Annotated in this window: 17 protein-coding genes; all 17 read left to right on the top strand. The window is 27.0% G+C overall.

What is annotated here, in order from left to right; translation table 11 throughout:
• Window positions 1–1,116, top strand: a complete 1,116-nt coding sequence (locus NG901_RS00635) for a glycosyltransferase (RefSeq protein WP_252211718.1) — start codon at window positions 1–3, stop codon at window positions 1,114–1,116.
• 17 nt (window positions 1,117–1,133) lie between these two features.
• Entirely contained in the window at window positions 1,134–1,958 is an 825-nt protein-coding gene (locus tag NG901_RS00640) for a glycosyltransferase family 2 protein (RefSeq protein ID WP_252211719.1), read from the top strand.
• A gap of 3 nt (window positions 1,959–1,961) precedes the next feature.
• Entirely contained in the window at window positions 1,962–2,747 is a 786-nt protein-coding gene (locus NG901_RS00645; protein WP_252211720.1) for an ABC transporter permease, read from the top strand.
• Between the two features lie 26 nt (window positions 2,748–2,773).
• Entirely contained in the window at window positions 2,774–3,499 is a 726-nt protein-coding gene (locus tag NG901_RS00650) for an ABC transporter ATP-binding protein (RefSeq protein WP_252211721.1), read from the top strand.
• Window positions 3,500–3,515: 16 nt separating this feature from the next.
• A complete protein-coding gene (locus tag NG901_RS00655; RefSeq protein ID WP_252211722.1) occupies window positions 3,516–5,750 on the top strand; it encodes a glycosyltransferase in 2,235 nt (744 codons plus the stop codon).
• Between the two features lie 182 nt (window positions 5,751–5,932).
• Window positions 5,933–6,925, top strand: a complete 993-nt coding sequence (locus tag NG901_RS00660) for a glycosyltransferase family 2 protein (protein WP_252211723.1) — start codon at window positions 5,933–5,935, stop codon at window positions 6,923–6,925.
• Window positions 6,913–8,160, top strand: coding sequence for a glycosyltransferase family 2 protein (locus NG901_RS00665; RefSeq protein ID WP_252211724.1), 1,248 nt, complete (start codon window positions 6,913–6,915; stop codon window positions 8,158–8,160). Before NG901_RS00660 ends, NG901_RS00665 begins: the two co-directional genes overlap by 13 nt.
• Window positions 8,161–8,297: 137 nt before the next feature.
• On the top strand, window positions 8,298–9,920 hold the full coding sequence (locus tag NG901_RS00670; RefSeq protein ID WP_252211725.1) for a hypothetical protein: 1,623 nt from the start codon (window positions 8,298–8,300) through the stop codon (window positions 9,918–9,920).
• Between the two features lie 30 nt (window positions 9,921–9,950).
• Window positions 9,951–10,763 carry a glycosyltransferase family 2 protein gene (locus NG901_RS00675; RefSeq protein WP_252211726.1) on the top strand — a complete coding sequence of 271 codons (813 nt, stop codon included), beginning with the start codon at window positions 9,951–9,953 and terminating at the stop codon, window positions 10,761–10,763.
• Entirely contained in the window at window positions 10,756–11,499 is a 744-nt protein-coding gene (locus NG901_RS00680) for a sugar phosphate nucleotidyltransferase (RefSeq protein WP_252211727.1), read from the top strand. Before NG901_RS00675 ends, NG901_RS00680 begins: the two co-directional genes overlap by 8 nt.
• Window positions 11,499–13,427 carry a lysylphosphatidylglycerol synthase transmembrane domain-containing protein gene (locus tag NG901_RS00685; protein WP_252211728.1) on the top strand — a complete coding sequence of 643 codons (1,929 nt, stop codon included), beginning with the start codon at window positions 11,499–11,501 and terminating at the stop codon, window positions 13,425–13,427. Before NG901_RS00680 ends, NG901_RS00685 begins: the two co-directional genes overlap by 1 nt.
• Window positions 13,427–13,981, top strand: a complete 555-nt coding sequence (locus tag NG901_RS00690) for an HAD family hydrolase (RefSeq protein ID WP_252211729.1) — start codon at window positions 13,427–13,429, stop codon at window positions 13,979–13,981. Before NG901_RS00685 ends, NG901_RS00690 begins: the two co-directional genes overlap by 1 nt.
• Window positions 13,982–14,015: 34 nt before the next feature.
• Window positions 14,016–15,200, top strand: a complete 1,185-nt coding sequence (locus tag NG901_RS00695) for a radical SAM/SPASM domain-containing protein (RefSeq protein WP_252211730.1) — start codon at window positions 14,016–14,018, stop codon at window positions 15,198–15,200.
• 14 nt (window positions 15,201–15,214) lie between these two features.
• Entirely contained in the window at window positions 15,215–15,649 is a 435-nt protein-coding gene (locus NG901_RS00700; protein WP_252211731.1) for a GtrA family protein, read from the top strand.
• A 403-nt stretch (window positions 15,650–16,052) separates the two neighbouring features.
• A complete protein-coding gene (locus NG901_RS00705; RefSeq protein WP_252211732.1) occupies window positions 16,053–17,576 on the top strand; it encodes a glucosyltransferase domain-containing protein in 1,524 nt (507 codons plus the stop codon).
• 45 nt (window positions 17,577–17,621) lie between these two features.
• The gene (locus tag NG901_RS00710) at window positions 17,622–18,572 is read left to right on the top strand and encodes a glycosyltransferase family 2 protein (protein WP_252211733.1); all 951 of its coding nucleotides are present in this window, start codon (window positions 17,622–17,624) and stop codon (window positions 18,570–18,572) included.
• The gene (locus NG901_RS00715) at window positions 18,573–18,980 is read left to right on the top strand and encodes a GtrA family protein (protein ID WP_252211734.1); all 408 of its coding nucleotides are present in this window, start codon (window positions 18,573–18,575) and stop codon (window positions 18,978–18,980) included.
• Window positions 18,981–19,306: the final 326 nt, after the last annotated feature.

Consider the following 19,306-nt stretch of genomic DNA (forward strand, 5'->3'; position numbering starts at 1 on the left):
ATGAAAAAAGTTTTATTTGTTGCATCTACAGCAATACATATTACTAATTTTCATCTACCATATTTAAAATCTTTAAAAGATAAGGGGATGGAAGTTCACGTAATTTCTAATGAAGTTATAAAACATGACACAATAGACTACGCATATAAAGTAGATTTTTATAAAAAAATATATTCGTTAAGAAATATAATTGCAATTAAACAAATAAGAAATATTTTTAATCAGCAACAATTTGATGTGATTATATTACATACAACTTTAGCAGCTGCTATTACACGCTGTGCATATATATTAAGTCATCATAAGAAAATTAACATTATTAATATGGTACACGGGTATCTTTTTAGCGTGAATGATAAAATTGCAAAAAAGATATGTTATTTGGGGGTAGAAAAGATTTTTTCAAAAGTTACAACTTGCGTTATAACAATGAATCAGGAAGATTATAATATTGCTAAAAAATATAAGTTAGCATCTAAAGAAATTATTAACGTACCTGGAGTGGGTGTTGATTTAAAAAAATTTTCTCCCCAAAATAAGATAAACAAGATAATATTAAGAAAGAAATATGGATTTGAAGAAAATGACTTTTTGGGTGTATATGTGGCTGAATTTTCAAATAGAAAAAATCAGACATTTCTTATTAACAATATGAATTATATCTTAAAAGATTTTCCGAATGTAAAGCTCATTTTAATAGGAAATGGTAAGACACTAGAGGAATGTAAAAAATTAGTCATTAAAAGCAAATTGAATAAAAATATAATATTTACAGGCTATACAAAGAATGTAAGAGAATATATGATTATGGCAGATGTTGCTATTTCAAGTAGTAAAAGCGAAGGACTACCATTTAATATTATGGAAAGTATGGCATGTGGACTTCCAGTATTAGCATCTAATGTAAAAGGACATGTAGATCTTATAGAGGAAGGAAAAGGAGGATATTTATTTAAAATTCATAAAGAAGATTTTTTGGAAAAATTTAAATTATTAATTTGGGATAAAAATAAAAGAGAATATTTTGGTAAATATAATAGCAAACGAATTGAAAAATATGATCTTACTACTGCCTTATATAAAATAATAGATATATATAACACTTATATAGATTAATTAGGGGGTGTTTTAGAATGCCAACAATATCTGTTATTATGGCTGTATATAATACAGATGATGAGGATGTACTAAGGACATCTATTCAATCTATATTAAATCAGACTTATCAAGATTTTGAATTTATTATATGTGAAGATGGTTCAACTGACAATACCTATTCAGTATTAGAAAAACTTTGTGCTAACGATATAAGGATAAAACTGCTTAAGAATGAGAAAAACATAAAGGCTGGTGGTGCTAGAAATAAATGTTTGTCAATTGCACAAGGTGAATTTATAGCAATAATGGATGCAGATGACTATTCACATCCAGCAAGGTTAGAAAAACAAATTGCTTTTTTACGTGATAATAAAGAATATGATTTTGTAGGATGTAAAGGAGTATACTTTAAGCACAAACCAAGCAAAATAGATGGAGAATATTGGTTTTGCAAATATCCACAAAAACAAGATTTTTTAATTACATTACCATTTGTGCATGGATCTTTAATGTTTAAAAAGGATAGTATAGAAAAACAAAAAGGATACTGTGAAAATAACTTAGTTATAAGATCAGAAGATTATGATTTATTACTTCGATTATATGCGGCAGGATGTAGAGGCGCTAACCTAGAAAAAAGCCTATACTATATAAGACAAGATGATAATACATTTAAAAGACGTAAATATAGGTTTAGAGTTAATGAAATGATTGTAAAATATAGAGGATTTAAAAATTTAGGACTTATGCCAAAAGGCATATTTTATGCAATTAAACCATTAGTAGTGGGACTAATACCTGTAAAGATACTTAATAAAATTAAAACTATATATTATATAAAGAGAAGGATGCGTAAATAGATTATGAATAAGATAAAAGTAATGCTATCAGGATTATTTAAATATAAATCTTTATTATATGAGTTAGTAACAAGAGATATAAAAATAAGATATAGAAGATCTGTATTAGGGCTGTTGTGGACATTATTAAATCCTGTGTTAATGATGACAGTTATGACCATAGTTTTTTCACATTTGTTTAGATTTGATATTGAAAACTTTCCGGTATATTTCTTTACAGCAAATATTATATTTACATTTAATGTAGAGGCAACTACAAATTGTCTTTATGCAATTACAGGAAATGCTAGTTTAATAAAAAAGGTATACATACCAAAATACTTATTTCCTGTATCAAAAGTATTTTCATGTGCTGTTAACTTGTTCTTTGCGTTTATAGCAATGATATTAGTAATGGCTGTTACAAAAGCACCATTTTATGCAACGATGGCATTAACACCAATTTTGATGATTTACTTAATTTTATTTACAATAGGATTAGGATTAATATTATCAGTATTGGTAGTGTTTTTTAGAGATATAGCACATTTATATAGTGTACTTACAATGGCATGGATGTATCTTACACCAATATTCTATCCAGTATCATTGCTAGAAGAAAAAATGAACATAGTACTGATATTAAATCCTGTATATCATTTTATAAAATATTTTCGAGATATAGTATTATATAATACTATACCTACATTAGGACAAAATATAACTTGCTTATCTATCGGAGTTATTACACTAATAATAGGTTTAATTTTATTTTACAAAAAACAAGATAAGTTTATTTTGTATATCTAAAACAATATTTACTAGGAGGTGTATCAATGAACAATATGGTGGAAGTTAAAAATGTATCGATGATGTTTAATAAAAGTAGTGAATGTGTAGATAACATAAAAGAATATATTGTTAAATTAGTAAAAAGAGAATTAATGTTCGAAGAATTTTGGGCACTTAAAAATATTTCATTTAACATAGAAAAAGGAGAAGCAGTTGGTATTGTTGGCTTGAATGGTTCGGGAAAAAGTACTTTACTTAAAATTATTGCACAAGTTATGAAACCAACAAATGGAACTGTTGAAGTTCACGGAACAATAGCACCACTTATAGAATTAGGAGCAGGGTTTGACATGGATTTATCTGCTAGAGAAAATGTATTTTTAAATGGGGCTGTGTTAGGATATAGTCGGGCTGAAATGCGAGAAAAATTTGAAGAAATTATTGACTTTGCGGAATTGTGGGATTTTGTAGATGTACCAATTAAAAATTTTTCATCCGGTATGGTTGCACGTTTAGGATTTGCTATTGCAACAGTAAGAGCGCCTGATATTTTAATAGTAGATGAAATACTAGGGGTGGGAGATTATAAATTTCAACAAAAATGTGAAAAAAGAATGAATGAAATTATTAATCATGGAGCAACTATTATTTTTGTATCTCATACGATAGAACAAGTTCAAAAATTATGTAATAAGGTTGTATGGTTATCAAAAGGTGAGATGGTAATGATGGGTGATGTAGAAGAAGTATGTAAGCAATACATGGCATAGTAGTAGGAGGAAGAAAATGAAATTTAATTTTAGTAATGAACCTGGGAAGGTGCTTTTTGATAGAGATATAAATAAAGGCGAAATTCCTTTAATAAGTATTATTACACCTTACTATAATGCAGGTAAATATTTTGAACAGACATTTAACTGTGTACTCAATCAAACATTTCCATGGTTTGAATGGATTATTGTAGATGATGGAAGTACCGATAAAGAAGATATAGCAAGACTAAAAGTACTTGCTAAAACAGATGTAAGGATAAAAATAATAACACAACAAAATAGAGGACAGGCAAGTGCTAGAAATAATGCTGCATCTAATAGTACAACGGAAATAATTGTTCCATTAGATGCAGACGATTTAATTACTCCAACATATTTAGAATGTATTTATTGGGGGCTTAAACTTAATCCAGGATATAGTTGGTGCTATACAGATAGTGTGGGTTTTGGAGAACAAGAATATGTTTGGAAAAAAGAATTTTCTTCAGATGTAATGAAAAAAGATAATATACTTACTTGTACAGCAGCTATTAGAAAACAAGACTTTATAGAGGTTGGGGGATATGACGAGGTTTCTAAACACTATGATGAGGATTGGAAACTCTGGTTAGATTTATTAGCAAAAGGTAAAAAACCAGTACATTTAGATCAAATAGCCTTTTGGTATAGACGTACTAGCAATGGAATGGGAAGCCAAGTTAGAAAAAATAGTGACATTTTAAATCAGTCACAAAATATTATTAAAAAAGCAGCACAGAATATAGCGAATACAGTAGAGGCAAAGGAATACCCATTAAACCAAATCAATAAGTTTAATATACCAGAAAATACAGAATGGAATAAAAAAATATCTAGTAAACACGATAAAGTGAATATTATGATGCTTCTTCCTTGGATGGAGATGGGTGGAGCAGATTTATTTAATTTAGATGTTGTAAGGAAATTGGATAAATCAAAATACCAATTAAGTATACTTACGACAGTGCCAGCAGAAAATACATGGAGATCATTATTTGAAGAAAGTACACAAGATATTTTTGAATTACCAACCTTTTTAGAAGTAGATCAATATGCAATCTTTATTAGTTATTTTATTAAATCAAGACAAATAGATATTGTATTTTTAACTAATTCATATTATGGATATTATTTAATACCATGGATTAGAAAAGAATTTCCACACGTAGCAATAGTAGATTATGTACACATGGAAGAATGGTATTGGCGAAATGGTGGATATGCAAGAACAGCAGGAGCATTAGGGGAGATAACTGAGCGTACTTATGTGTGTAATAATAGAACGAGAAATATCTTGATCAACAATTTCAAAAGAGAAAAAGATACTATAAAAACGATCTATATTGGTGTAGATAAAGATAAGTATAATAGCAATAATACACCAAAATCAAACGCAAAAGAAAAATTAGGAATAAAAGAACAACGTCCAACTGTTTTATTTCCATGCAGAATACATCCTCAAAAAAGGCCTTTTTTGATGCTAGAAATTGCTAAAGAAACAAAGAAACTAATGCCAGAGATAGCCTTTGTAGTAGTAGGTGATGGGCCACAATTAAATGAATTACAAATAAAAGTAAAAGATGTTAGTCTAGAAAACACCATTTATTTTGCAGGTAGACAAGCAGATATGAGAAAATACTATAATGAAAGTGATCTAACACTAATTTGTTCATTAAAAGAAGGATTAGCACTCACAGCATATGAATCATTGTCAATGGGAACACCGGTCATCAGCTCGGATGTAGGCGGACAAGCAGAACTTATCGACAATGAAGTCGGTGCAATTTTGCCACTTCTTCAGATTGAAGGAGAGGCCTTAGATGCAAGAGAATTCTCAAATGAAGAGATTATGCAATATGTAAATGTAATCTGTGATATTTTAAGAGACAAAGAAAAATATCAGCGACTATGTGATAACTGTAGAAGCAGAATAGAAGAAAGTTTTTCAACTGATATCATGATAGAGAATTTAGAAAAAGAATTTAAAGAACTTATGTCACTAACATGTTTAGAAAAACGCCGTAAAGCCTCAGAGAATTTAAAACAATATGAATGCCTAATAAATGACTATCTAACACTTTATACAGAATATGAACTGTTAGAGAATTCTTTTAAAAATGCTTATACAGCAAATACAAAAAATGAATTAATGCGACTCGCAAATTCTAAGTGGGGCTCAAGAATTATTAGATTAGCATTTAAATTAAAATTAAATAAATTATTTAAATAAATAATTTATTTAAATATTGACTCAAGTTATTGCATAAAAAAGCTCTATAGAAAGCAAGATTTATGCTAACTTGAGTTAAAAATGTGTAGTGAGTATATCTATAGATATTTAAGACATGAAAAGGATTCTAAGATAAGACTATACGTATTGCATATATGAATTAAAGGAGGCACGAAGAGAAAATGAAGTTAGTGAGCGTAATTGTTCCGATTTATAAAGTAGAAAAATACCTAATTAGATGTGTTGAATCAATACAAAAACAAACCTATAAAAACTTAGAAATTATTTTAGTAGACGATGGATCACCAGACTCTTGTGGCAAGATGTGTGATGAATTGGCGGAAAAAGACAAACGTATAAAAGTTATACATAAAGTTAATGGTGGGTTATCAGATGCAAGAAATGTAGGGATTGAAGTAGCAAAAGGTGAGTATTTAGTATTTGTAGATAGTGATGATTGGCTAGATTTAGACATGATAGAGTTATTATATAATTTATGTGAACAAAGAGATGCAGAAATAGCAGAGTGTAGTTATAGGAATCTTTATATGGATGGAATTATAGAGGAGACTAGGTGTACTGCGGAAATAATTGAAGCAGATAGCCTTTTGGCTCTTGAGGGTATGCTAGATTGGAAATATTTCAAACCAGTAGCATGGAATAAACTTTATAAAAAATCAGTATTTAAAGATGTACGCTATCCAAAAGGGAAAATACATGAGGATGAATTTACGACGTACAAATATATATATAATGCCAATAAAATTGTATACGTAGATGTATCAAAATATAATTATGACAGAAGAAGAGTAGATAGTATAACAGGAGAAGATTTTAGAGAAGCCAATTTATATGCCTCTTTAGCATTTAGAGAACGGTTAGATTTTTTTAAAGAACATAACATTAAATCATTACAAAATAAGATGATAAATATATATTGCTGGCATGCATTAGAAGCTTTATATAATTGCTATTTAAATAATATATCTGGAAAATTAGTTGATCAGGTAAAAAACTTACTATTAAGTGACTTTGAATGGATAAAAAAAGAAGATGTAAATGAAGAATATATAAGACGAATAATTATATTAAAACATGGATTAGCGGAATATGGTGAGTATAGAGATACTAATATAATAAAAGAAAAGTGGGGGATTAGTGAATGCAAAAAGTAAGTGTTATTGTTCCAGTATATAACTCGGAACAGTATGTAGGCTATTGTATTAACTCAATACTTAATCAAACATATCGTAATATAGAAGTAATTCTAGTAGACGATGGCTCTACTGATGATTCTTTAAAGATATGTAGAAATTATGAAAATATTGATAAACGTGTAAAAGTTATAACAACCCCCAACAAAGGTGTTAGTAGTGCGAGGAATATAGGAATAGAAAATGCTATAGGGCAATATATTCAATTTGTAGATTCAGATGATGTAATAGAAACACAGATGATTGAAAGATTAGTTGAGACAATAGAAACGTATGATACAGATGTTGTATTTTGTGGAGCAGAAATGATAACTCTAGACAAAAACAAAAAAGTTACAGACAGAGTTAAATTTTCTTCAAGATGTATGGGGAAAGAGTGCGTTTTAAGAAAAGATGTTTTTATGGAGAAATTACCATATATCTTATTGAATACAGTATCATTAGAAGCTTTATGGAACAAGTTGTATAAAAAGTCTATAATAGATAAATTTAATTTGAGATTTCCTGTAGAGATTTCTTTGGGTGAAGATTTATTGTTTAATATTGAATATTATAATATGTGTAAAGGAGCAGTTTTTTTAGAGGATACATATTATTACTATTTACAGCATAATGAGCAGGCATTAACAAGGAAATATAGACATGATAGATTTCAAAATCAGGAAATTCTATTAAAGGCTTTTGAAAAACTAATGGAAGATAATAAGGCATGGACACCGGAGGGAAAAAGAGAATTTTCTACGTATATTATGGGGCAAGTAATAAGATGCTTAAAGGAATTATTCAGAGAAGAGTGTAATATGACAGAACAAGAAAAGAAAGGTTATATAGCTCAAATTTTAAATTCAAATGTAGTTAGAGATAATATTCAAAAAGCTATATGGATAGATGAAAATTTTAGATGGATAAAAGATGCTATAGAGTTTTCAGATGTTGAAAAAGTTTATTCTCGATGCAAAATAATTTGCAGTAAAAAATACTGCCAAGAACAGTTAGAAAAGGTGACTCAAACAATTGAAGATAATAATATTATTAGGCCAGAAGATAGAGCACCAGGAATCATTAATAAAGTATTAGTTAAAGTAGTTGCGGGATTGGTGAGGATTACAAAGTCTGAAAGATTATGGCGAGTAAGAGAAAACTTAATTAATTGTGGTATTAAGAGAACAGTAAAAAAATCATGGAGTAATAAATAAAAGTTTAGTTTCCTTAATTACTTTAATAATAAAAATAAAGAAAAATGAAAAATTGGAAACTTTAAGATTTAATCTTATAGAATATGGGATTAAGACTACAATTAAAAAATTTTGAAATAATTAAAAGGAGAAAGTTTATGAATAATAAAAAAGAGTTAAAGTTAACTACAGCTATAACTAATATTAATATGATTGAAATAGTTTTAGCTATAACTTTAATTATATTATCGTTTTTCATGGAAAAAAAATTTTTCATATTTGAAAATATAAGTACTTATCAAAAGTTTAACTATATAATGTGTAAAATTTTATTTTGTATATTAGTAGTATGTACTATAAAATTTATGTTTTATGTTTTTACTAAGGTAATAAATAATAATCCTAAATACAAAACTTTTACAATAATATTTTTGGGGATTATGATAATTTATGGAGTGTTTATTTATATTACATGGCCTGGTAATTGGAATAATGACGAACTATTGATATTAAGTAATGTTAGAACATTTAATTTTGTTTTACATCAAAGTGTATTTACAAATATATTTTATATCTTATGCTTAATGTTAATACCTAATCCAGGAGGGGTTATATTAGCCCAAGCAATAATATTTGCAATTGTAGCTTCGTATATAGTAACAGTTCTATTTTATAAATTTGGGAAAAAAGCACTTATTATTTTAATAATATTCTTTACTATACCAACAATATATTTTATGCTATACCCATTAAGGGCAGGAATATATTCTGTATTATTTTTATTGTTAATGTTTGAACTATATCAGGTTTTTGAAAATAATTATCTTACACCCAAAAAATTATATTTAATTGCAGCATTAACAGTAGTCGTGGGATATCTTAGAGGCGAAAGTAAATCTTTAATATTTATAATGCCTTTAGTTATAATAATTTTTTTCAGAAAGAATATATCAAAAAAATATATTCTTAAAGCCTTGGCGTTAATAATTGCATTATCTTTAGCATTTTCTTGCATTATTATACAAGGGGATCAACAAAAACTAGAAAGAAGAGCTACAGTATGGACATTTATGACGGGATTTAGTGTTTTATTACAAGATACGAATCTTCGCTCAAGTAATCTTGAAGAAGATCTGAAAAATATTGATAAAATACTACCGATAGATAAATTGACTCAAAACTCAAGCGCTACTAACGCAGAAATTCTAAAGCAAGCAATTGGGCCTGTAGAATTTACAGATGCAGAATATAAAGCATTTATGAAAAGTGCTATAAGAATTATTGCATATAACCCTATAAAATATATTAAAACAAAAGTTAATATACTTTTAGAATCAACAGGAGTTAGTGAAAATTTCCATTGGTTACCTTCTATACCTACAGATGAAGTTTTAAAAAATACTTTAAAAGGGTATGATATTTCACCAGAAATTTGTAAATTTCTTAATCCTATTAATGAATCTTATAGAAATCAGTTTATGCATTTTTTAACAGGAGAATATAGGATTAATAATGGAGAAGGGCCTATTGCATTTTATATATATTGGAATCAGTTAATACCAATTATATTATTTTTAATAGTATCAATCATATGTGCTATAAAGAAAAAATGGATGCTATGTATAATTAGTGGAATATACTATATTCATTTTATACTAGTATATTTATTAGCGCCAACTACGTATCTAATGTATTTCTTCCAATTTTATTTACTAGGATACATTTTGAGTATTATGTATATTTTAAGCATTACAAATAGTAAAAGAGACAATAAAGTATAGAGGATTTTAATATATAAGGAGGAATATGCCATGAAAGATAAAATTTTATTATTCATACCATGTTATAATTGTGAAAAGCAAGTAGTACGTGTTTTAGGCCAATTAGATAGGCAAATAAGCCGATATATTAACCAAGTTATTATAGTAAATAATAGAAGTACAGATAATGGAGAAATGGCAATACAATACTATTTGAAAAAGCATAAGGCATATGTGGATATTAAATTACTAAGAAATAATGATAATTATGGATTAGGAGGATCTCATAAGGTAGCATTTCAATATGCCATAGATAATGGCTTTGATTATGTTATTGTTTTGCATGGAGATGATCAAGGCAATGTTCATGATTTTGAAAATATATTAAAAAGAAAAACATATTTAAAGTGCGATAGTATATTAGGAAGTAGATTTGAAAAAGAATCTAAACTTATTAATTATTCAAAGATTAGAATATGGGGAAATCATATATTTAATGTTTTTATGACAATAATGCTACAAAGAAGAATTACGGATTTAGGATCAGGATTAAATATGTATAGTGTTAAGTATTTAAAGAAAAAATTCTATATGAATTTTCCGAATAACCTAACATTTAATGTGTATATGCTTAACTATGGTGTAATTACTAAAAGTAAGTTTAGGTTTGAGCCGTTAACATGGCGAGAAGAGGATCAAATAAGTAATGCTAAATTTATAAAGCAATCTAAGGAGATTGCAGGTTTGACCTTTAAAACAGTATTTGCACCTAAAAAAGTATTTAATACTAACGAAAATGAGCACTCAAAAATTAACTATGGTTATGAAGTGATATATCAACATAAGGGGGAAAATCATGAGTAAAAAAGTACATTTGATAATGCCAATGGGCGGTGGTGGAACTAGATTTGGAAATAAAGGATTTAACCTGCCTAAACCATTGATTGAGTTACAAGGAAAGCCTTTTTTCTACTGGGCAACGCAATCTATTGTGAAATTTATGGAAGTGAAAGACATTACATTTGTAGTTTTAAAAGAACATATTGAAAGATTTGATATAGTGAATAGGATAAACGAGTATTATCCAGATGCTAAGATACAAATTGTACCAGAAGTACTTAATGGAGCAGTTCTTACTTGTATGGAAGGAATAAAAGTTATTGAAGATGATTTGCCAATATTGTTTAATGACTGTGACCATGCCTTTATATGTAATTCATTTTATGATTTTTGTAAAATAGCAGAATTTAATCAAATGGATGGTGCAATGTTAACTTTTGAATCAAATGATTCTAAATATAGCTTTTTGGAGTTCGACAGTACAGGCAATGTATGTAGAACAGTAGAGAAACAAGCAATTAGTAACGAAGCAATCTGCGGGGCATATTATTTTAGAAATAGAGATATTTTTAAAACAGCAGTAGAGAAATATTTAATAGAATGTAGTTATAGTGAATTTTTTGTAAGTGGTGTATATAATGAGATGGCTAATAGAGGAGATATAATTAAAAGTTTTAGAGTAGATGAACATATTTCTTTTGGAACGCCAGATGAGTATGATGATGCTGTTACAGATAGCAGATTAGAGGCATTATTGTAATGCGATATATGTATTTAATTATAGCCATAACATTAATTTGCATAGCTCATTATATAAGAGTACTTCGTTGGAGGTTATTTGTAAAAATATATGAAAAACCTAAAGATAGAAATCTTGTGCAAGCTTTATCTTTAGGATACTTATTTAATTTCTTTTTGCCATTTAAACTTGGAGATTTGTTTAGAGCATGGTATTCAGGAAGAAAAATGAAAAATGGAAAAACTTTTGCACTATCCACAGTAATAGTCGACCGTTATTTAGATATACTTGTGGTAGGAATAATATTCTTTGTATTTACATTAACAGGTATTAATAGTGATAATGGAATTAAATCTACATATTTTTATATATTTTTATCTGCTTTTATTATGTTATTAACAATTTTTGCATTTGTGTTTAGAGGATATCTAAAAAAGATACTTAGAAAAATTGCCAGTATATTTAATGAAACAATAGAATGTAGCTTATTAAAATTATGTTGGTCTTTAATATGTAACTTTAAAGATATCTTCTTGAAGATTAATAAGATTTTATTAATTGTTACAACAGTAGGAATGTGGTTTGTTTACCTAACATCATATTATTTTTTTGCAGAATTCATATCTAAAGAAGGTTCAACATTTTTATGGACAGATATTTTTACAATCTTATTTGCTAAAAATAGTATTGAAATGGGCACGTTAGGGATATCTAGAATGTCAACGCAATTATTGGGTTCATTTCCATTCGCAATGGCGATTTATATGATTGCACCACTTATTATAATATTAATTATTTCTATATTTCAAAAAAATTATACTGGAGATATATCTACTGGAGATGAATCTTATTTAAATTTATTACCGCATATCGATAAAAAAGAAAGATTAAATTTTTTAGAGGAATATTTTTCAACACATAAAAATGAGTATTTAAAGAATTATTTAAAAATCAATCAAGATATATCAATTATTCGTGATTTTTCAGCAGGATCTAATGCAACAACAATGTTGTGCATGAATGAGAAAAGCACTTTTTTTAGAAAGTATGCTTTTGGGGATGATGGTGATAAATTATATGAACAGGTGCAATGGTTGAAGAAATATAAATCAATGCTACCTCTTCCTGAAATTACTAGGTATGAAAAAGAGGAAACATATTGTTATTATGATATGCCGTATTTAGGAAATGCAGTAGGACTATTTAATTATGCACATTCTATGCCTTTAGAAAACGGATGGAACATGATAAAAGGTGCATTAGAGTGTTTAGAAGCATCTATTTATAAGTGCAATGTAAAACCGGCAGATAAAAAGACAATAAAAAAGTATATTGAAGGTAAAGTTACAAAAAATATTGATAGAATACTTACATCTAAAAAAATTAATTCATTACAAGAATATGATAAAATTATTATTAACGGTGTTGGTTATAAAAACTTAAAATATTATGAAAAATACCTTTCGATTGAATATCTTAGCGAAGTATTTGCAAAAGATATTTATTCAGATATTCATGGAGATTTAACAATTGAAAATATTATATGTACAAGAGATTCTACTGGTAAAGATGACTTTTATATTATTGATCCTAACACAGGAAATATTCATGATTGCTCAAACTTAGATTATGCTAAATTACTACAATCCATTCACGGCAACTATGAATTTTTAATGACTACTAAAAAAGTTGAAATAAACAAAAATAAGATTAACTTTCTATTTACAAAATCTCAAGCTTATATTAAATTGCATATGATGCTTAAGCGATATATGAAAGAAAATTTTTCTAAAGATAGAATTAAAAGTATATATTTTCATGAAATTATACATTGGTTGCGATTAATGCCTTATAAAATAGAAAAAGATGAGGAAAAATCAATACTGTTTTATGCAGGATTATTAATTGTGTTACATGATGTAATAGAAATGTATGGAGAAGATGATTAATGAAAGATAAATTAGCAATATTTGATTTGGATGGAACTTTATTTGATACTAGAAATGTAAATTATTATGCGTATAAAGAAGCTTTAAAACAATATCATTATACATTAGATTATGATTATTTTGTAACTAAGTGTAATGGAAGGCATTATACGGAATTTTTACCTATTATCATGGACACAGTAGATAATATAGAAGAGATTCACCATCTTAAAAAGAATGTATATAAAAATTACCTTGATAAAGCCATTGTTAATATACATTTATTTAATATGATAAAATATATGAGTGAAGAATATTATATTGTATTAGTAACAACTGCTTCTAAAAAAAATAGTACAGAGATATTGAAACAGTTTGGTAAGTACGATTTATTTGAATTAATAATTTCTCATGAGGATGTCATAAAGGTAAAACCTAATCCAGAAGGATTTTATAAAGCTATGGAATATTATAATATTGGACCATTGAATACTATCATATATGAAGATTCAGAAGTAGGCATAGAAGCAGCATTAAAATCTGGGGCAACAGTTATAAAGGTTGAAAAGTTTTAGTAAGAAATAAATTTATTAATGAAAGAAGGATTATATGAAAAGGGTAGGAAGGCTTGAAATTACAACTAAAATAGGATGTAGTTGTAATTGTGTATATTGTCCGCAGCAATTATTAATTAGTGAATATCTTAAAAAATGTAAAGATCCGAAGACTGACATGATGTTGTCGCTAGAAAGATTTAAAACTTGCATTAATAAGTTACCACAAAATACAAGAATTGACTTCTCTGGAATGGCTGAACCTTGGCTTAATCCAGAATGCACAAAAATGGTGAAATATGCATATGAAAAGAAGTTGCCTATTGCAATCTATACTACGTTGGTAGGGATGAAAATGGAGGATTTTAATCAAATTAAAGATATACCTTTTGAGGAATTTATAGTTCACATTCCAGATGATAAAAGTAATACTCACATTAATGTCACCAAAGAATATATTAACTTACTAGATCATATTACGAAGTATGAGAAAAATGGTAAAAAACTTGTGACAGGTTTTTCCTGCCATGCAGGAATTCATCCTGATATATTAACAGCAATACCAGAAGACTCTAGATTAATTACAGAGATTCATAATAGGGCAGGAAATGTCAATGAAGAAAATGTTGTTAATAAAAAGAATGTTGGTGAAATTGTATGTATTAACTGTGAACTAGATTTGAATCACAATGTGTTACTTCCTGATGGGACACTTCTATTATGTTGTATGGATTATGGTATGAAACATGTATTAGGCAATTTATTAGAACAATCATATGATGAAATTTATGAGAGTGAAGAATCTAATTATATAAGATGTGGTCTTAAAGATGAACAAAAAGATATCCTGTGCAGAGATTGTATAAATGCTAGAAATATAAATGAAATATATGATGACTATAGGTTATACTTTGAATGTAACAATAGGTTGCGTATACAAGATGAAGAAAGAATAAAAGAATTAAAAATATATGTTAATTGGAATAAGCAATTACAGGAACAAATTTTACAGTTTAAATCTGAGAATGAAAAAGCAGAACAAAGATATAATGCTAGGATAAAAGAAGCTAAAGATTATAAGAATTGGGTTGAAAATCTTCAAAAACAAGTATTAGATTTACAAAAAGAATATGATAAATTGACAAAAGTATATAATGAGCGTGTTGAAGAATTAATGGTTTATAAGAAGTGGGTAGATAATCTACAAAATAAACAGGAAAAACACAATAACGAAGATTAGTAAGGATAAAATAGATGTATAATTTAAATAAAATAGTAAAGCAATTTTTTAAGTTTATTCTAATTTCAGGAACAGGGTGGATTATTGATTTTTCAATATATTATATAATTACAAGTAAGTTAGGTTTATATGTAGGAGTAGCAAATGTAATTAGTGCAATTCCAGCTATTACGTTTGTATTTATAGTATCAACAAAAAAAATATTTAGTAATACCAGTAGTAAATTTAGCTTGCCTCAGAAATACTTGATTTATTTTTTATATCAAATAATATTAATTAGTTTGATTTCAAGTTTGGCACAAGTAATTTTCAATATAGTCAGTACGACAACATTAATGAATTATTTATTTATATCTAGTAATTTAGAAATGCTTGTTAAAATTTTTATAACACCAATTACAATGACAATAAACTTTCTTGTAATAAAAATTTTAAGTGAAAAATTATAGTAGCATAAACAGATACACCTTTCTTGTTTAAAAGTATTTTTGTAAACATTACATTAAGAAAAATGGAAGGTGTATTTTTATTTTATCTTTAAACTTAAGTTCAATAACAGCATCTAAACATTTAAGACAAAGTATTGCAAATGTAGGTAAAATTACTATTTGTAATCTTTTAAAAAAAGAAAGAAATAATGATAAATAAAGAAAATATAACAAAGGTTTGTATTAATGATTTTGCTTTAAAAAAGAAATAAATATATGGAGCAATAATGCTTGATATATACATTCATAGAGTTATTTATATATATGTAGATTAATTAAAAATATATATTTTATTGATAATAATAAAGTAGGAAAAATTCTAAGAAAAGCAATTAAAAATTTAGTTAAGGAAAGAGGAAATTAAATGCAAAAATTTATAAGTAATATAAGAAACATATATCTTAGAGATAAGAGGTATATATGGGTAAGTATATTAGTACCATTCATTTTTTATATCCTTTACGGTTATACACATGTTTCTGCTGATGGGTATATCATGTTGGATAACCCACAAGCATATACTCCTTACGAATTTGTGAAGGTTAATGGTAGATTCGGTTTGGATATTTTTCTTGGCATTATGCATATATTGAATTTTTATCCTGTAGAAAATCAGCTATTTTTTACTGCATTAGCCTGTTTAATTTTAAGTATAAATATTTATCTTATATATTACTTTATAAAGCAGATAGTAAAAAAAAATACTCATGTAGATAGATTGTTATTTTTAGCAACAATAACATTATTTTGTAATGTATTTTATACCGATTGGATAGTTTGGACAGAAACAGTTTGTTTTACCTTTATTCCTGCAGCTTTATGTGGTCTATTATCTGGCAAAGTATTATTAAGTCAAAAAGGAAATAAAATATTTAATTATTTTTTAAGTGCATTATTATTGATACTAGGATTTGGATTTTATCAAACTTCAGGAGTGTACTTCTATTTAGTATGTACAATATTTATGTTAGGTGACTATTTAGAAGGGCATTCAATTAAGAAATTTTTTATAACTTTAATTAAAGCAATTACTATTTTTTGCTATGCGGCAGGAAGTCAACTAATTATATCAAAGATATATAGCCTACAAAGAGCAAATTACAGTCAAGTAGACATTATGAATAATATTAAAAATATATTACACAGTAGCCTTTGGACAACTACATTGAATGCACTTCCAAAATACACTTATATACTATTTCTATTAAGTGGTATTATATCCCTAATATATGTAATTTTAAAATTAAAGAGAGTAAATAAGACATGTGTATCATTAATAATAATATTAAATTTTATTGGAATAGTTGCTATTACATTTTTACCACATGTAATAGGAAATCAATTTTGGATGGTATGGCGAACTACTACTGGATTTATTTTATTACCTGGATGGTTATATATCATGGCAGGAATTTTATGTCAAGCTGAGAAAAAAGAAGATTTTAAACTTAACAATTTTAAATTTAAAGTATGTGGATTAATAATAATTATTTATCTAGGCATTAATTATTATCAAACACAACAAGTCATATTAGGAAATCACATTACTAATAGATTAGATAGACAAGAAACACTTTATTTTTACAATGAGATTCTTGAATATGAAAAAGAAACAGGTATGGAGGTTAATAAACTAGCCTTTACGGGAGATGAGAACTATAAGTGGGCATATGACAATGTATTTTCTTTTGGCGATATCAATGTTAGAGCCGCACATGTGGAATGGTGTGTATTACCAATGTATAACTATTATACAAATAGGAAATTTTTACAATCTGAGATACCTGAAGAAATTAAGAAAAAAATGTTTGCAGCGAAAAATTGGGATGAATTAAATAAACAGCAAATATATATTGAGGATGATACAGCGTATATATGTATTTATTAATTATAGATATTTAATATAAATAATATATTGAAAGTAGATGAGAAAATGAAACTTAGTTTAATTATACCTTGTTATAATGAAGAAGATGTACTTCAATTGTTTTATACAGAAATAAAGAACGTATTGGCAGAGTATCACGAATGTTATGAATTAATATTTGTAGATGATGGAAGCAAAGATAAAACTTTTAATATCTTATTAGGATTAGCAAGTAGGGATGAAAATGTTAAATATATTTCTTTTTCTAGGAACTTTGGAAAAGAAGCTGCGATGCTAGCAGGAATGAAACTATCTTCAGGAGAGTATGTAGGAATTTTAGATGCAGATTTACAGCATCCACCTAAGGCTATAATTAAGATGATTGAAGCATTAGAAGATGGATATGATATGGCAGCAGCTAGAAGAGTAAATAGAAATGGTGAGGATAAGATTAAAAGTTATTTTTCTAGAAAATTTTATGTCTTAATTAATAATATGATAGATGTTAAGATAGAAGATGGGGCACAAGATTTTAGAGTAATGAAAAGAAAAGTAGTAGAAAGTATTATTAGTCTTCCAGAGTATCATAGATTCTCCAAAGGTATCTTTAGTTGGGTAGGTTTTAAAACTAAGTGGTTTGAGCATGAAAATGTTGAGAGACCAGTCGGTGTGAGTAAATGGTCTTTTAATAAATTACTAAGATATGCTATAGATGGAATTATAGCCTTTTCAACAATACCGTTAAAAATTTCTTTGATATTTGGAAGTTTGGTTTCTAGTATTGGTTTTTTGTATGGTTTTTATATTATAATAAAGACATTGTTTGTAGGAGTGGATACACCTGGTTATGCTTCATTAATGGCAGGAATATTGTTTTTTAGTGGAATAATTTTAACTTGTATAGGAATATTAGGAGAATATATTTCCAGAATATATATTGAAGTTAAAAATAGGCCAATCTTTATTATAAATGAGACTAACATAGAGAAAAAGTTAAATAGTAAAGGGGACTACTAGTTGAGTAAAATAAATAAGTTATATAGAAAATATAGGGAGTATATAGTATATATTATATTTGGTGGACTAACAACAATTGTTAACTTTTTAGTATTTTGGGTAAGTATAAAATTCACAAATAATATAATTATAGCAAATACTATAGCATTCATTATAGCAGTACTATTTGCATATTTTACTAATAATAAATATGTATTTGAAAGTAATAAGGAAAATTCATCTAAAGATGTATTACTAAAGATAGTTAAATTTTTTAGTACTAGGATAACTACTTTTTTTATTGAAACTATGTTATTATATGGGCTAGTCAATATCAATATGGATGAAATGATATCTAAATTATTAGTTGCAATTATTGTTGTAATATTAAACTATATATTAAGTAAAAGAATTGTTTTTAATAATTAGAGAGCAAGTGGAGGCTGTACCTCCGCTAATGAGATAATTTAGAAAAACCTCTACTGATAACTAAAATGTACCATATAAGATAGACAATAATAGCAATTAAAGGGATTAACTTTTTAATCCAATAACGTTGGAAAGAACCTATTTGACGCTTACGAATAAATAAGAGTAAATTTATAACAGATAAGATAAAAAAGTCTTATCTGTTTTTTTCTATAGAAAATTACATTTGTAAAGAAGTTATAGACAACTTGGAAAAATAGATTTTTTTATAAAAAATTTTTATATTTTTATGTAATATTTCTTTCTAATACATATATATTATTTAG

The sequence above is a fragment of the Clostridium sp. CMCC3677 genome (assembly GCF_023845585.1).
In the GTDB taxonomy this organism is placed as follows: Bacteria; Bacillota; Clostridia; order Clostridiales; family Clostridiaceae; genus Clostridium; species Clostridium aquiflavi.

Coding starts and splice junctions, on each gene's coding strand:
- NG901_RS00635 (WP_252211718.1), top strand. CDS start 1: ATGAAAAAAGTTTTATTTGTTGCATCTACAGCAATACATATTACTAAT.
- NG901_RS00710 (WP_252211733.1), top strand. CDS start 17,622: ATGAAACTTAGTTTAATTATACCTTGTTATAATGAAGAAGATGTACTT.
- NG901_RS00675 (WP_252211726.1), top strand. CDS start 9,951: ATGAAAGATAAAATTTTATTATTCATACCATGTTATAATTGTGAAAAG.
- NG901_RS00665 (WP_252211724.1), top strand. CDS start 6,913: ATGCAAAAAGTAAGTGTTATTGTTCCAGTATATAACTCGGAACAGTAT.
- NG901_RS00660 (WP_252211723.1), top strand. CDS start 5,933: ATGAAGTTAGTGAGCGTAATTGTTCCGATTTATAAAGTAGAAAAATAC.
- NG901_RS00700 (WP_252211731.1), top strand. CDS start 15,215: ATGTATAATTTAAATAAAATAGTAAAGCAATTTTTTAAGTTTATTCTA.
- NG901_RS00655 (WP_252211722.1), top strand. CDS start 3,516: ATGAAATTTAATTTTAGTAATGAACCTGGGAAGGTGCTTTTTGATAGA.
- NG901_RS00650 (WP_252211721.1), top strand. CDS start 2,774: ATGAACAATATGGTGGAAGTTAAAAATGTATCGATGATGTTTAATAAA.
- NG901_RS00670 (WP_252211725.1), top strand. CDS start 8,298: ATGAATAATAAAAAAGAGTTAAAGTTAACTACAGCTATAACTAATATT.
- NG901_RS00680 (WP_252211727.1), top strand. CDS start 10,756: ATGAGTAAAAAAGTACATTTGATAATGCCAATGGGCGGTGGTGGAACT.
- NG901_RS00685 (WP_252211728.1), top strand. CDS start 11,499: ATGCGATATATGTATTTAATTATAGCCATAACATTAATTTGCATAGCT.
- NG901_RS00705 (WP_252211732.1), top strand. CDS start 16,053: ATGCAAAAATTTATAAGTAATATAAGAAACATATATCTTAGAGATAAG.
- NG901_RS00695 (WP_252211730.1), top strand. CDS start 14,016: ATGAAAAGGGTAGGAAGGCTTGAAATTACAACTAAAATAGGATGTAGT.
- NG901_RS00690 (WP_252211729.1), top strand. CDS start 13,427: ATGAAAGATAAATTAGCAATATTTGATTTGGATGGAACTTTATTTGAT.
- NG901_RS00640 (WP_252211719.1), top strand. CDS start 1,134: ATGCCAACAATATCTGTTATTATGGCTGTATATAATACAGATGATGAG.
- NG901_RS00645 (WP_252211720.1), top strand. CDS start 1,962: ATGAATAAGATAAAAGTAATGCTATCAGGATTATTTAAATATAAATCT.